This is a genomic window from Mycobacterium sp. URHD0025 (genome assembly GCF_000426065.1).
GTDB lineage: Bacteria > Actinomycetota > Actinomycetes > Mycobacteriales > Mycobacteriaceae > Mycobacterium.
Genome location: NZ_AUEQ01000010.1, coordinates 161,746 through 175,912, shown reverse-complemented (window position 1 = coordinate 175,912; position 14,167 = coordinate 161,746). Strand labels below are relative to the sequence as shown.

Genomic DNA, 14,167 nt, shown 5'->3' with positions numbered 1-14,167 from the left:
TCGCCTACCCGATCGCAGCGCGGACGGCGCCGGCGAATGCATCGCCGCGCTGGCCGTAGCCGCTGAACTGATCGAAGGACGCGCCTGCCGGGGCCAGCAACACGGTGTCACCCGATGCGGCCAGCCCACGGGCGGTGTCCACGACCGCCGCCATGACCGCGTCGGAGACCGGGCGGTCCGCGACGGCGATCACACGAGTCACATGATCATCAATAGACTCATTCGTCTCAAGCACCCCAGAATCCTCCCCCGTCACAACCTCGACGACGGGGACATCCGGGGCGTGTCGCGATAACGCGTCGGCAACCATCTGCCGGTCCCGGCCGATCAGCACCACCCCGACCAGCCGATTCGCCACCTCGCGGACCAATTCGTCGACAGAGGCACCCTTCAGCAATCCTCCGGCGACCCAGACCACCCGGTCGAACGCGGTGATCGAAGCCTGGGCGGCATGTGGGTTGGTGGCCTTGGAATCGTCGACGTAGCGCACCCCGTCGAGCTCGCCGACCAACTCGGCCCGGTGCCTGCCGACCTGGAACGACGCCAGCGCGGCGGCGATCGATTCCGGGGCCACGCCGACCGCACGGGCCAGCGCCGCGGCCGCCAGCGCATCGAGCACACCCACCGGCCCTGCCACGCTGATCGTCGCGGCGTCAGCCAACTCGACCCCGGTGCCGAAGGCACGGTCGACCAGCTTGCCTGCACGGACACCGAGCTCACCGTCGGCGGGCTCGCCCAGCCGGAAACCGACCCGGACCCCGGCGCCGGCGGTGGACAGCAGACCGGACGCCACCGGATCGTCGAGGCCCACCACGGCCACCCGGCCGGCCAGGGCCCTGGCCTTGTCGGCGGCGTACGCGGCCATCGAACCGTGCCAGTCCAGGTGGTCCTCGGCCACGTTGAGCACCACACCGGCATCCGGGCGCAGCGAGGGCGCCCAGTGCAACTGGAAGCTCGACAACTCGACCGCCAGCAACTCCGCCGGCTGATCAAGGACCGCCAGCACGGGATCACCGATGTTTCCGCACAACAGGCTTCGCCGCCCATCGGCCAGCAGCATCTCGTGCAGCATCGAGGTCGTGGTGGTCTTGCCGTTGGTACCGGTGACCACCAACCAGCGCCGTGGCGGACCGTAGCGGCCCGCCGCGTCCAGCCGCCAGGCCAGCTCCACATCACCCCAGATCGGGACGCCGGCCTCGATCGCGGCGGCCAGGACAGGCGCCGTGGGCGGGAATCCCGGGCTGGTCACCACGAGTGCGTAGTCGGCGATGCCGGCAATCGCGCCGGCCGGATCGATCACCGTGACACCTTGCTCGGCGTACACCTGCAGCGCCTCGGCCCGGTCGTCGCACAGCGTCGCAGCGACTCCGAGCGGTGCCAGCGCCGCCAATATCGCACGTCCGGTGACACCCGCACCGGTCACCAACACCGAAGCCCCGGGGGTCAGCAGCGACAGATCGTCGTCACCGCCGCGCCCGCCGGATGGGCCGGCCACGTCAGGCCCCGACAGCGGTGAGCCACTCGCTGTAGAACAGGGCCACACCCAGACCGCAGGCGATCGCCGTCAGCAGCCAGAACCGGATGATGACCGTGGTCTCCGCCCAACCAACCAATTCGAAATGGTGATGGAACGGCGCCATCCGGAAAACCCGGCGGCCCGTGGTGCGGAAGGTCAGGATCTGCACCACCACCGACGTCACCTCGGCCACGAACAACGCACCGAGGACCACCGCGAGGATCTCGGTGCGGCTCGTCACCGACAGCCCGGCGATGATGCCGCCCAGGGCCAGCGAGCCGGTGTCGCCCATGAAGATCTTGGCCGGCGCGGCGTTCCACCACAGGAAGCCGATACACGCGCCCGCCGTCGCGGCCGCGATGATCGCCAGGTCCAGCGGATCGCGCACGTTGTAGCAGCCCAGGCCCGGCGCCGTCGCGCAGGCATTGCGGTACTGCCAGAACGTGATCAGCACGTAGGCCGCGGTCACCATCGCCATCGCGCCGGCGGCCAGTCCGTCGAGGCCGTCGGTGAAGTTGACCGCGTTGGACCAGGCGCTGACGATCACCACGCAGAACAGCACGAACACCCATGACGCCAACGTCACCGTGGCGATCTCACGGACATAGGACAGTTCCGGGCTGCCCGGGGTGAGCCCGTCCCCGTTGCGGAACTGCAAGGCCAGCACACCGAACAACACCGCGGCGGTCAGCTGCCCGACGGTCTTGGCCGTCTTGTTCAGGCCCAGGTTGCGCGAGCGTCGCAGCTTGATCAGATCGTCGACGAATCCGACCAGGCCGAGCATGGTCGCCAGCCCCAGCACCAGAAGGCCCGATGCCGACGGCCCGTCACCGCCCAGCGCCACGCCGACCAGGTGGGTGCCCAGGTAGCCCGCCCAGATGCCGGCCACGATGGCCACGCCGCCCATCGACGGCGTACCGCGCTTCTTGGCATGGCTGGCCGGCCCGTCCTCGCGGATCTCATGGCCGAGTCCACGCTTGGTGAACAGCCGGATCAACGCGGGGGTCAGCAGGATCGAGACCGTCAGCGCGATACCGACGGCAATGAGGATGAGCTTCATCGGTCGCCGCTCCGATCAGTTTCCGCTGTCGGAGACGGCAATTCTGCTTCCGCTGTCGGAGACGGCAATTCTGCTTCCGCTGTCGGAGACGGCGATCCAGGGTCTGTGGCAATCAGCGCATCGGCAAGGGCGCCCAGCCCCACCGAGTTGGATGCCTTCACCAGCACCACATCTTCCGGCTGCAGCTCCGCCTGCAACACGGCCAGCGCGGCATCGGCGTCGTCGACCATCGTGGACTCAGATCCCCACGAACCCTCCATCACCGCGCCATGGTGCATGGCGTTCATAGTCCTCCCGGTTCCGACGACGATTAACCGAGACACATCTAAGCGCACCGCGAAGCGTCCGATGGCGTCGTGCTCGGTAATGGCGTCCTCCCCGAGTTCGGCCATCTCGCCCAACACCGCCCAACTGCGGCGCTTTTCCCCCGGCGCGGCGGTCGGTTCATCGGAGCTCCGACGGGCCATCCACGCCAGCGCCTTCAGCCCCGCACGCATCGAATCGGGGTTGGCGTTATAGGCATCGTTGATCACCGTCACACCGTCGGCGCGCGTGGCAACCTGCATCCGGCGCCGCGAGACGGGGCCGGCGCCCGCCAGCGCCGTGGCGACCTGATCCAGACGGGCGCCGCACTGCAGCGCCACCGCCGCCGCGCACAACGCGTTGCCGACCTGATGATCGCCGTGCACCGCGAGCGCCACCTCAACCTGCTCGTCGCCCGCGTGCAAGGTGAAACGCGGTCGCGCCAGATCATCGAGGGCGACCGGGCCGGCCCACACGTCGACCTCGGAGCCAGGCTCACGCGAGACCCGCACCACACGGGCCGCGGTCGTACCGGCCATCGCCGCCACCGCACTGTCATCGACGTTGAGGATCACCACACCCGAGGCCGGAACGGCTTGCGGCAACTCGGCTTTGGTTTTCGCGATGGCCTCGCGCGAGCCGAACTCGCCGAGGTGGGCAGTACCCACGTTGAGCACCACCGCGATCTGGGGCGGGGCGATCGCGGCCAGCGCGGCGATATTGCCCGGATGCCGGGCAGACATCTCCAGGATCAGGTAATCGGTCTCGGGCGTGGCGCGCAGCACCGTCCAGGGATGGCCAAGCTCGTTGTTGAACGAGCCCGGCGGCGCAACGACCTGACCGAGCGGCTCCAGCACCGCGGCCAGCAGATCCTTGGTCGAGGTCTTGCCGGAGGACCCGGTCACCCCGATGATCGTCAACCCGCCGGCGACGAGCTCGGCCGCCACGGCCGCCGCGAGCTTCGCCAGCGCGGCCAGCACCGCAGCGCCGGAGCCGTCCGTATCGAATTCCAAAGCGCCCGAAGAAACATCGACGCCCTCGCCGGTGACACCAGGCTTTTTCACGACGATCGCAGGCACTCCGACCGGACGCGCAGCCAGCACGGCGACAGCCCCTGAGGCCACCGCGGCCGCCGCGAAGTCATGCCCGTCGGTGCGTGCGCCCGGCAGCGCCAGGAACAGTCCGCCGGGGCCGACCGCGCGCGAATCGAATTCGACGGTGCCGGTGACGCGGGTTGCGGCGGCCTCCTCGGCAGTGATGTCGGCCAACTCGCCGCCCACGATCTCAGCGATCCTGGCGATGGTCATCTCGATCACGTGCCCGACTCCCCTGACTTGAGTAGCTCCAACGCCGCCGCCAACTCGTCGCGGTCGTCGAACGGCCGGGTCCGTCCGCCACCGGTCTGCCCGCTCTCGTGGCCCTTACCGGCGATCAGCACCACGTCGCCGGGCCTGGCCCAGGCCACCGCATGGTCGATCGCCGCGCGCCGGTCACCGACCTCCACGACCTCCGCCCCCGCGGTAGCCTCCGCCGCTCCGGTCACGATCGCCGCCCGGATCAGTGCGGGGTCCTCGTCGCGCGGATTGTCGTCGGTGACAACGACGAGATCGGCCAATTCCGCCGCGACGCGTCCCATCGGGGCTCGCTTGCCCGCGTCCCGGTTACCGCCGGCACCGAACACCACCGCGATGCGCCGCGGACCCGATGCATCGGGACCAGCTTCCCTCGACAGGCTCGCCCTCAATGTCTCCAGCACGGCCTGCAAGGCGCCGGGCTTGTGTGCGTAGTCGACCAGCGCCAGGAAAGGCTGTCCCCGGTCGATCGGCTGCAGCCGGCCCGGCACGGTCGCCGTACGCAGCCCCGGTGCCGCCCGATCGGGCGGTACCCCGGCCTGGTCCAGCAGCGCGACCGCCAGGGCCGCGTTCGCGATGTTGTAGTCGCCGGTGAGTCCGATCTCCAGCTCGTGGGGCACCCCGGACGGGTCGACCAGCGTGAACCGCTGGGCTCCCGCCCCGACGGCCGTGATGTCGCGTGCCCGCCAGTCGGCCGGAGCACCCATGGCGCTGACCGTCGTCGCCTTCTCGGCCCGGCGGGCCATCGCCGCGCCCGCATCGTCGTCGACACAGACCACGGCGGCGGCGGCGTGGTTGCGCGAGCGGACATCGAACAGACGGGCCTTGGCCTCGAAGTAATCCTCCATCGTCGGATGGAAATCCAGGTGATCGCGGGACAGGTTCGTGAACCCGCCGAGCGCGAAACCGATCCCGTCGACGCGGCCCAGGCTCAGCGCGTGGCTGGACACCTCCATCACCACGGTGTCCACACCGCTTTCGACCATCAGGGCCAGCAGCGCCTGCAGATCCGGGGCCTCGGGCGTGGTGAGCGCGCTCGGCAGATCCCGCCCGGCGATGCGCACCCCCACTGTGCCGATCAGTCCTGCGACCCGGCCCGCGGCCCGCAGCCCGGCCTCGACCAGATACGTCGTGGTGGTCTTACCTGAGGTTCCGGTGACCCCGATGACCGTCAGCTGCTCCGAGGGACGGCCGTACACCTCGGCCGCAACCTCACCGAGCACCGAACGCGGTTCGGGATGGACCAGCACCGGTACGTCGAGCGCACCCAGTTCAGCCACACCGGCCGCGTCGGTGAGCACCGCCACCGCACCGGCGGCGACCGCGTCGGCCGCATAGCGCGCGCCGTGCACCGCCGCACCCGGCAGCGCGGCGAACAAGTCCCCCGGCTGGGCGTCCTGACCGCGCAGGGTCACCCCTGTCACCCGAAGTTCCGGCAGCGGATTTCCGGTGGCGGAGACCGCTTGGACCTGTTCGGCGAGCGGCACTAGGTATTGGCCGGCGGGACGGCTGGGACGCAGCTTCATGGCCATGCCACAGTACCCATCTGCGGTCCGCCGACCGCACCACCCACGACTATCGCGGTCAGGTCGCCTGCAGGGTCAACCGCGCCCCCGGATCCGCCGACAACGGGACGTTGTGACGCTGCAGCAGCCAGGAAGCGATGTTGTGGAACAGCGGCGCCGCCGAGGATCCCGGTGACCCGTCGGCCGCGCGGTGCGGTGCGTCCATCATGATGCCGACGACGTAGCGCGGATCGTCCGCGGGCGCCAGGCCGGCGAAAGTGATCCAGTAGACGTCGTCGTAGTAGCAGCCGCATGCCGGATTGATCTGCTGTGCGGTACCGGTCTTTCCCGCGATCTGATAGCCCTCGACCGCGGCCTGCGGACCGGTGCCCTGCTGCGCGCCCATCGGGTCGCGCTGCACGATCGCACGGAACATGTCGCGCACGGTGCGGGCGGTCTCGGGGGTCACCACCCGAACCCCCTCCGGCTTCGGCTCTTCGGTGCGGGTGCCGTCCGGCGCGATGGTGGACTTGATGATCCGCGGAGGCATGCGCACCCCGTCGTTGGCGATGGTCTGGTACATCCCGGTCATCTGCAACAACGTCATCGAAAGACCTTGTCCGATCGGCAAGTTGGAGAATGAGCTGCCCGACCACTGATCGACGGGCGGCACCAGACCCGAGCTCTCACCGGGCAGGCCGACGCCGGTGCGCTGACCGAGGCCGAACCGGCGGACCATGTCGTAGAACCGATCCGGACCGACCCGCTGGGCGAGCATGAGAGTGCCGACGTTGGACGACTTCCCGAACACGCCGGTCATCGTGTACGGCATCACGCCGTGATTCCACGCGTCTCGGACCGTGACCCCGCCCATGTCGATCGAGCCGGGCACCTGCAGCACCTCATCCGGATTGGCCAGCCCGTACTCGATCGCGGCGGAGGCCGTGATGATCTTGTTCACCGAACCGGGCTCGAACGGCGAAGACACCGGGAGGTTACCCATCTGCCGGCTCTCCTGCCGACCGAGATCCTGACTGGGATCGAACGTGTTGTCGTTCGACATCGCCAGTACTTCACCCGATTTGGCGTCGAGCACCACTGCCGAGACATTCTTGGCACCCGAGGCGTCCTTGGCCTGCTGCACCTGCTGCTGGACGTAGTACTGGATGTCGTCGTCGAGGGTGAGCTCCACATTGGACCCGTTGACCGCGTCGTGCCGGTTGCGGTAGCTGCCGGGAATCACCACGCCGTCCGAACCGCGGTCGTAGGTCACCGAGCCGTCGGAGCCGGCCAACACCGAATCGAGCGAATCCTCCAGTCCCAGCAGACCGTGACCGTCCCAGTCGATGCCGCCGACGATGTTGGCGGCCAGCGAGCCGCCGGGGTACTGCCGCAGATCCTGGCGCTCGGCACCGACTTCCGGGAACTTGTCCATGATCGCGCTCGCGATCGCGGGGTCGACCGCGCGGGCCAGATAGACGAAACTTTCGTTGCTCCTGAGCTTCTTGAGCACGGTCTTGGCGTCGGGGCGATTGTCCAGCCGGCCGGCGATCTCCTTGGCGATCTCGGTGAGCCGGCGATCTGGATCTGGCGCCTCACTGGATTTCGCCTTCGCCTCGGCGAGTTGCTTGCGGACCCGGACCGGCTGGAACGTCAGCGCTTTGGCCTCGATGGTGAACGCCAGCTTGTCACCGTTGCGGTCGACGATGCTGCCCCGCATCGCCGGGTTCACGTCGGTGACCTTGAGCTGGCTGGCCGCCTCGGCGCGCAGGCCGGCCGCCCTGGGAACCTGAAGAGTGAACAACTGGACAGCGGCGATCACCAGCACCGCGAGCATGACCAGGTTTCCGGCGCGGTGCCGGAACACGAAAGATGAGCTGCGCAAACCGGTTTGGGCAGCAGCCACCCGGGTACGGCGAGCCCCGGCCTCGTGCCCCGGTCCGGGCGAGGCCTTCTTGGCCCGCTGCGGCTTCGGTGTCTGGCCCTGGCGCCCCGGGTGCCGGCTCATGCGGCGGGCACCGGGACACTGACGGCGGCGGCCGGCGCATGGAACGCCGGCGCCGCGGGCGGGCTGAACTGTTCCAGCGGGACAGCGGGACCCGGTGCCGCCAAGGCCGGCGCCGGTGCGGCCGGTGCGGCTACGGCCGGTGCCGCTACGGCCGGCGGTGGTGCGGCCGGTCCGGCCAGGACCGGCCCTGGCGCGGTGGGCACACCGGGCGCCGGTAGATGGGTCGGATCCGATGCGGCTTGCGGTGCGACTTGTGCCGGGTCAACGGCTGCATTGGGCACCGACCCCGGCGCGGGGGCCGCGAGCACGTCGGGTGCGGCCGGCGCCACCGGTACCGGCCCGGGCACGGGAGCAACGGCCCCGGGTACGCCGTGGGCGGCGTCGGCTTGCGGAACCGGAAAGCCGGGTACCGCAGGGGAACCGGCGCGCGGCGTGCGCACCGTCAGCTCGCGCGGATCGAGAACTCGTGGTGCCGGAGGCGCCGGCGGGGCGGGCGGGGCCTCTTCCGGTAGCGGCGCGTTCAGCGGGGGCGGAGGCACGCCTTCGGCGGGCTTGGGGGTGCCGACGACGGTCCAGTTGCCGGCCGCATCCTGCACCAGGTGCGCGGTGTCGCGCGACGGGATCATGCCCAGGTTGCGGGCGGACTCGGCCAGCGCAGGAGCGGCCTGCGCCTCGAGCACATCGCGTTCCAGCGCCTCTTTCTGTTGCATGAGGCCCTCGTTGACCTGACGGGCATGGCCCAGCTGGTAGGACCGCTCGGCCGATCCGGTGGACAGCCACAGGGTGACCGCGAGGCCGAGGCCCAGCGCCGCGATCACCAGCACGACGAAGGGCACCCGGGAGAACAGAACGCGTGGATTGAGTTCGATCGAGGCCAACCGGACCAGCAGACGTTCCCGGAGCCGGACTCGCAGTGGCGGACGGACAACCTTGGGAGCCTTGGCTTTACGCGCCTTGGCCCGCGCCTTCGCTTGGCTGGTGCTCTTGGGCCGCGCCGGGCGGGTGCCGGGGCGCTGGATCGGCCCGGTAGCAGGCGCGGTGCGCGCGGGGCGCTGCTCGGAACCCGGCCGACGCTTACGCGGCGGAGCCTGCTCGGTGCGCCGACCGCCCCCTCGCGCGGGTTGACGCACCGGACGCCTGCGATCTGACTCACGCAGCTGCTCGGGTCGCTTCACCTTCATGAGTTGCCCCCTTCCCCAACCTTTTCCAGTGCACGCAGCCGCACCGGAGCGCTACGCGGATTGCGATCGATCTCAACTTGGCGGGCCTTCTCGGCGCCGCGGGTCAATGTGACGAATTCGGGTTCGTGGCCGGGCAACTCGATGGGCAGGCCGGGCGGCGTCCTCGATGCGGTGGCCGCGGCGAACGCCTGCTTGACGATCCGATCCTCGAGCGACTGGTAGGACATCACCACGATCCGTCCACCGTCGACCAGAGCGGCAAGGGCGGCGGGCAGCGCGGACCGCAGCGAATCCAGCTCGCCGTTGACCGCGACCCGCAGCGCCTGGAAGGTGCGCTTGCCCGGATGCCCACCGGTGCGGCGTGCCGGTGCCGGGATCGCTTCGTAAAGCAGTTCGACCAACTCTCGTGTGGTGGAAAACGGTTGCTGTGCACGACGTTTGACGACCTTGTCGGCGATGCGGCCGGCGAAGCGCTCCTCGCCGAAATCGCGCAGGATCCTGGCGATCGACTTGGCGTCATAGGTGTTGAGGATGTCGGCCGCGGTCAGCGGCGCATCGGGATCCATCCGCATGTCCAGTGGCGCGTCCGCGGAGTAGGAGAAGCCGCGTTCCGTCTGGTCCAACTGCATCGACGACACCCCGAGGTCGAACAGCACACCGTCGATCTGGCGGTGGCCGGATTCGGTGATCGCGCCGGTGATTCCGTCATAGCGGGTTCGCACCGGGCGCATCCGGTCGCCGAACCGGGCCAGCCGGGCCCCGGCGATGCCCAGTGCGTTGGGATCACGGTCCAGACCGATGACCTGCAAGCCGGGGAATTCGGTCAGAAAACGTTCGGAGTGGCCGCCCGCACCGAGGGTGGCGTCCACCAGAACCGCGCCGGTCCCGTCATCGTGGTGGCGGGTGAGCGCGGGGGCCAACAGTTCCACGCAGCGGTCGAGCAGCACCGGGATGTGGCCGTGGTCGTGGGAGTCCGCGCCGTGCGAGGCCCCGTGGTCCTCGAAATCTGAGTGATCTGGGGAATCTGGCACCGCTGAAACCCTCCGCTCTCCATTGGCCCCTGCACCGGGGTCTCTGTCCGAATTAACGGACCTGGCGTTGGGGAAGTACGCCAGGGCCAATTCGGGCAGAGGCCTCGTTGCACGGGCTAGGTCCGGGCCGGCCGCCGGTTCGTGGGCCGCATCAGAGGATGTCGCGCAGAGCTTCATCGGTGGCCGCGGAGAAGTTCTCTTCGTGGGTCTGCTGGTAGGACTGCCAGGCTTCTGCGTCCCAGATCTCCAGGTAGTCGACCGACCCGATCACCACGCACTCCTTGGACAGGCTTGCGTAGCGACGGTGGTCCGCCGACAGGGTGATCCGGCCCTGCGCGTCTGGATGTTGCTCATCCGTAGCGGCCGCCAAGTTACGCAGAAACGCCCGAGCGTCGGGATTCCTACGCGAAGCGTCAGCAGCGCGCCGGGCCACCTTTTCGAACTCGTCCCGCGGATACACGGCAAGGCTGTGATCTTGGCCCTTGGTGACCATCAACCCTCCTGCCAGTGCGTCGCGGAACTTGGCGGGCAGCGTGAGCCGCCCCTTGTCGTCGAGCTTGGGCGTGTAGGTACCCAGAAACATCTGGACACCTCCCGCCACTCGGTTCGGATCCCGAGTCGCTTCGCCTTCTGCCCTCCGAACGGGGCTCCGATTTCCCCGTTGGCCGCCACTTTACCCCACGATCCCCCACTTTGCTCCATTTAGTCCTCAGAGATTGAGGTTTCTCCCCACCAACGCCCCCCGAAAACCACCCAGAGCGCGCGCCAAGTTCCGCCGACAGACAGTAGAAAAAGAAAAGCCGCAGGTAGAGCCCTGTGGCGAGGCGGTGGGGCGTTGTGGGGCGAGAATCCCTGAGAATCGGGCGTTCTCCCCCACACCGCCCCACGCACGCGCACGGGAGAACTGTCCGGCGTGTCGCTGGGGCGATCTCGGCATGGCCGTCCGGGCCCCCGCCGGAACGCACAAAAAAAGGGGGGCAGCCCCGTTACGGGCTACCCCCTGAAACCGTCGGCCGGCTCAGTCGTCGAAACGGCGACGGAACCGGTCTTCCATCCGAGTGGTGAACGACCCGCCGCGCTGACGACGCTGACGCGGTCCACTGCCAGGACCCTGAGCCGCGCGATCACGGCCGCCGGCGACACGGGGGCCGGTGACGGCGAACACCACACCGGCGAACATCGCCACGAAGCCGAACACGGACAGAACCGGGAAACCACCGAGCCACAGTGACTTCACCGCGACACCGACTACCAACAGCGCCAAACCGAGCACGAACAACAACGCGCCCTGCAGCCTGCGCCGTGCCGATGGCGCACGCAAGGTCCCACCACGAACGCTCGAGGCGAACTTGGGGTCCTCGGCATAGAGCGCGCTCTCGATCTGATCGAGCATGCGCTGCTCATGATCGGAGAGTGGCATTCGTCCCTCCTTGCCGACGCCGCCGTCGCTTTTCAAAATTTCACATGCCCGCAATCACGGGCACCTAAGCCTAATGATACGAGGTCGATCCGAGCCGTACCACCTTGTTCACTCTCGATTGTAGGTCGTTCCAAGATCCCCCGGGTCGAGGGGACCGACCACCTCGCAGCCGGATAATGCTGAAGATAATGAGCTCGGCAGATACCGGGCGGGCGAAAGGCGAAAGCATTGGCGACGTATCTCATCGATCTGTCGCCGGACGACATGAAGCGCCGGCTCCCCGAGGCGCTGCGCGTGTACGTCGACGCCATGCGATATCCACGCGGAACCGAGGACCAGCGCGCCGCGCTGTGGCTCGAACACACCCGGCGCGCAGGCTGGAAATGCGTCGCAGCGGTCGATGCAGCCGAATTCAGTGCCGGCGCCGAGCCGGGCGGGGCCGCCCTGACCGACGCTCCGCTGCAGGGAATCGCCTACGGCTACAGCGGGGCGCCCGATCAGTGGTGGCAACAGCAGGTCATCTCCGGCCTGCAGCGGGTGGGCGCCAGCCCCGCACACATCTCAGACCTGATGGCGAGCTACTTCGAACTCACCGAGCTGCACATCGATCCCCGAGCCCAGGGCCGCGGCATCGGCGAGGCCCTGACCAGGAGACTGTTGGCCGGCCGCACCGAATCTCACGTGCTGTTGTCAACCCCTGAGATCAACGAAGAGGCCAACCGCGCATGGCGCTTGTACCGGCGGCTGGGCTTCACCGACGTGATCCGCGGTTACCACTTCGCCGGCGATCCCCGGCCGTTCGCCATCCTCGGTCGTCCCCTGCCCTTGTGAGATCTGGCACGATGACCAGCGTGCATGTCCGAGTAGCCAGCCGCCCTCCCAGACGTAGCAGACGGACCCGACTGCTCACTCTGGTGATGCTGCTGCTGATCCTGCCCATGGCGGTTGGCTGTGTCCGGGTCCGCACCTCGATCACGGTCTCCCCCGACGACAGGGTGTCCGGTCAGATCATCGCTGCGGCAAAGCCGCGGGACGCCGACGACAAGGGCCCCCAGCTGCTGAACAACCTCCCGTTCGCCACGAAGGTCGCGGTCTCGGAGTACAGCCGCGACGACTACGTCGGCTCCCAGGCGGTGTTCTCCGACCTGACGTTCGCCGAACTTCCTCAGCTGGCCGGCATGAGTCGCGACGCCGCCGGTGTCGACATCTCTCTGCGCCGCGCGGGTGACCTGGTGATCCTGGAGGGCCGGGTCGATCTCACCTCGCTGTCCGACCCGCAGGCTGATGTCCTGCTGACCGTGTCGTTCCCCGGCGAAGTGACCTCGACCAATGGCGATCAGGTCAGCTCGTCCATCGTGGAATGGAAACTGCGGCCCGGAATCGTCAGCACGATGAACGCCCAGGCCCGCTACACCGATCCGAGTGCCCGGTCGTTCACCACAGCGACCATCTGGCTGGTCGTCGGCGCATTCCTGGTTGCCGGCGTCGTCGGGACCCTGGCCTGGATGAGCCGCGACACCTCGCCCAAGCCAGGTGATCCGGTCGCCGGCAGCGACTGACCGTGCGCACTTCCGCGGCTGGGCCCACAGCTACGCCGCACTCCCTTGGTACAAAACGCGTGGCACGCTCTACGCTGAGTGCACCTCACCGGACAACGTTGACGACAGAAAGGGGCGGGCGCTGAGCGTGCAAACATCGGCTCCGTCAACAGTCGAGCTGGCCGGAGCAGTCACCGACCAATTGCGCGACTACCTGCGTGAGCGCCGCCGTGACTGCGAATACATCGGAACCGACTACGCCGAGCTGACCGAGGCCCTGGAGGAATTCGTGCTCCGCGGCGGTAAGCGGCTGCGGCCGGCCTTCGCCTATTGGGGCTGGCGCGCCGTTGTCGATCCGGCCGATCGCCCAGCGGATCCCGGCGTGCTGACCCTGTTCGCGGCACTGGAGTTGCTACAGGCCTGCGCCCTGGTCCACGACGATGTCATCGACGATTCGGCCACCCGCCGCGGCCTGCCGACAGTGCACCGGCTGTTCGCCGACCGGCACCGGGACCGCAACTGGCACGGGTCCTCGCGGCAGTTCGGCCTTTCGGCCGCCATCCTGGCCGGCGATCTGGCCCTGGCCTGGGCCGACGACATCGTCGCCTCGGCAGCAATCCCGGCCGACGCGCAGCAGCGGGTCCAGCAGGTCTGGCGCCACATCCGCACCGAAGTGCTCGGCGGTCAGTACCTCGACATCGTCGCGGAAGCCAGCCGTGCCGAAACGGTGGCCTCGGCGATGAATGTCAACACCTACAAGACCGCGTCCTACACGGTGGCCCGGCCGCTGCAGCTGGGTGCGGCGGCCGCCGCAGACCGGCCTGACGTACAGCAGATATTCCACCAGGTGGGCAACGATCTCGGCGTCGCCTTCCAGCTTCGCGACGACGTCCTCGGCGTCTTCGGCGACCCGGCGGTGACGGGTAAGCCCTCCGGCGACGACCTGCGATCCGGCAAGCGCACCGTGCTGCTGGCCGAGGCGCTCGAACTGGCCGACAAGTCCGATCCCGCCGCCGCGGAACTGCTGCGCACCTCGGTGGGCACCGAACTGTCCGACGCGCAGGTGGGCGATCTCTGCCAGGCCATCGAATCTGTCGGCGCGCTCGCCGCCGTCGAGGAACACATCGAACTGCTCACCCACCGCGCGCTGGACACGCTGGCGGCCGCACCGATCCACCAGCAGGCCAAGACCGGCCTCGGCGAGATCGCCCGGTTCGCCGCGAACCGGACCGCGTAGGAGCACAGCCAGCACA

General features: G+C 68.7%; 12 protein-coding genes. 3 read left to right on the top strand and 9 right to left on the bottom strand.

Features of this window, described 5'->3' with window-relative positions; genetic code table 11:
- Positions 1-4 precede the first annotated feature (4 nt).
- The 9 genes from murD to H977_RS0115910 form a co-directional block, all read right to left on the bottom strand.
- Positions 5-1,495 (bottom strand): UDP-N-acetylmuramoyl-L-alanine--D-glutamate ligase, encoded by a 1,491-nt coding sequence (murD, locus tag H977_RS0115950; protein ID WP_051288887.1) that lies wholly within the window; start codon positions 1,493-1,495, stop codon positions 5-7.
- Position 1,496: 1 nt separating this feature from the next.
- The gene (mraY, locus tag H977_RS0115945) at positions 1,497-2,576 is read right to left on the bottom strand and encodes a phospho-N-acetylmuramoyl-pentapeptide-transferase (protein WP_029108787.1); all 1,080 of its coding nucleotides are present in this window, start codon (positions 2,574-2,576) and stop codon (positions 1,497-1,499) included.
- Entirely contained in the window at positions 2,573-4,195 is a 1,623-nt protein-coding gene (locus H977_RS33320; protein ID WP_231395973.1) for a UDP-N-acetylmuramoyl-tripeptide--D-alanyl-D-alanine ligase, read from the bottom strand. Before H977_RS33320 ends, mraY begins: the two co-directional genes overlap by 4 nt.
- Entirely contained in the window at positions 4,192-5,763 is a 1,572-nt protein-coding gene (locus tag H977_RS0115935; RefSeq protein WP_029108786.1) for a UDP-N-acetylmuramoyl-L-alanyl-D-glutamate--2,6-diaminopimelate ligase, read from the bottom strand. The genes H977_RS33320 and H977_RS0115935 overlap by 4 nt, the downstream gene beginning before the upstream one ends.
- Before the next feature lie 52 nt (positions 5,764-5,815).
- The gene (locus H977_RS0115930) at positions 5,816-7,744 is read right to left on the bottom strand and encodes a peptidoglycan D,D-transpeptidase FtsI family protein (RefSeq protein WP_029108785.1); all 1,929 of its coding nucleotides are present in this window, start codon (positions 7,742-7,744) and stop codon (positions 5,816-5,818) included.
- Complete coding sequence (ftsL, locus tag H977_RS0115925) at positions 7,741-8,925, bottom strand: cell division protein FtsL (RefSeq protein WP_029108784.1); 1,185 nt, start codon at positions 8,923-8,925, stop codon at positions 7,741-7,743. Before ftsL ends, H977_RS0115930 begins: the two co-directional genes overlap by 4 nt.
- A complete protein-coding gene (rsmH, locus tag H977_RS0115920; RefSeq protein ID WP_231395972.1) occupies positions 8,922-10,133 on the bottom strand; it encodes a 16S rRNA (cytosine(1402)-N(4))-methyltransferase RsmH in 1,212 nt (403 codons plus the stop codon). Before rsmH ends, ftsL begins: the two co-directional genes overlap by 4 nt.
- Positions 10,108-10,539 (bottom strand): division/cell wall cluster transcriptional repressor MraZ, encoded by a 432-nt coding sequence (gene mraZ, locus H977_RS0115915; RefSeq protein WP_029108782.1) that lies wholly within the window; start codon positions 10,537-10,539, stop codon positions 10,108-10,110. Before mraZ ends, rsmH begins: the two co-directional genes overlap by 26 nt.
- 435 nt (positions 10,540-10,974) lie before the next feature.
- Positions 10,975-11,376 (bottom strand): SCO2097 family morphological protein, encoded by a 402-nt coding sequence (locus H977_RS0115910; protein ID WP_029108781.1) that lies wholly within the window; start codon positions 11,374-11,376, stop codon positions 10,975-10,977.
- Between the two features lie 228 nt (positions 11,377-11,604).
- Here H977_RS0115910 and H977_RS0115905 point away from each other — a divergent pair, with 228 nt between their 5' ends.
- The 3 genes from H977_RS0115905 (at position 11,605) to idsA2 (ending at position 14,151) form a co-directional block, all read left to right on the top strand.
- Positions 11,605-12,207: a GNAT family N-acetyltransferase gene (locus tag H977_RS0115905; protein WP_029108780.1), complete on the top strand. Its 603-nt coding sequence runs from the start codon at positions 11,605-11,607 to the stop codon at positions 12,205-12,207.
- Positions 12,208-12,218: 11 nt separating this feature from the next.
- Positions 12,219-12,935, top strand: coding sequence for an LppM family (lipo)protein (locus H977_RS0115900; protein ID WP_029108779.1), 717 nt, complete (start codon positions 12,219-12,221; stop codon positions 12,933-12,935).
- 127 nt (positions 12,936-13,062) lie between these two features.
- A complete protein-coding gene (gene idsA2, locus H977_RS0115895; protein ID WP_029108778.1) occupies positions 13,063-14,151 on the top strand; it encodes a bifunctional (2E,6E)-farnesyl/geranyl diphosphate synthase in 1,089 nt (362 codons plus the stop codon).
- Positions 14,152-14,167 lie beyond the last annotated feature (16 nt).

Coding starts and splice junctions, on each gene's coding strand:
- mraY (WP_029108787.1), bottom strand. CDS start 2,576: ATGAAGCTCATCCTCATTGCCGTCGGTATCGCGCTGACGGTCTCGATC.
- H977_RS0115935 (WP_029108786.1), bottom strand. CDS start 5,763: ATGGCCATGAAGCTGCGTCCCAGCCGTCCCGCCGGCCAATACCTAGTG.
- H977_RS0115930 (WP_029108785.1), bottom strand. CDS start 7,744: ATGAGCCGGCACCCGGGGCGCCAGGGCCAGACACCGAAGCCGCAGCGG.
- ftsL (WP_029108784.1), bottom strand. CDS start 8,925: ATGAAGGTGAAGCGACCCGAGCAGCTGCGTGAGTCAGATCGCAGGCGT.
- rsmH (WP_231395972.1), bottom strand. CDS start 10,133: ATGAAGCTCTGCGCGACATCCTCTGATGCGGCCCACGAACCGGCGGCC.
- mraZ (WP_029108782.1), bottom strand. CDS start 10,539: ATGTTTCTGGGTACCTACACGCCCAAGCTCGACGACAAGGGGCGGCTC.
- H977_RS0115910 (WP_029108781.1), bottom strand. CDS start 11,376: ATGCCACTCTCCGATCATGAGCAGCGCATGCTCGATCAGATCGAGAGC.
- H977_RS0115900 (WP_029108779.1), top strand. CDS start 12,219: ATGACCAGCGTGCATGTCCGAGTAGCCAGCCGCCCTCCCAGACGTAGC.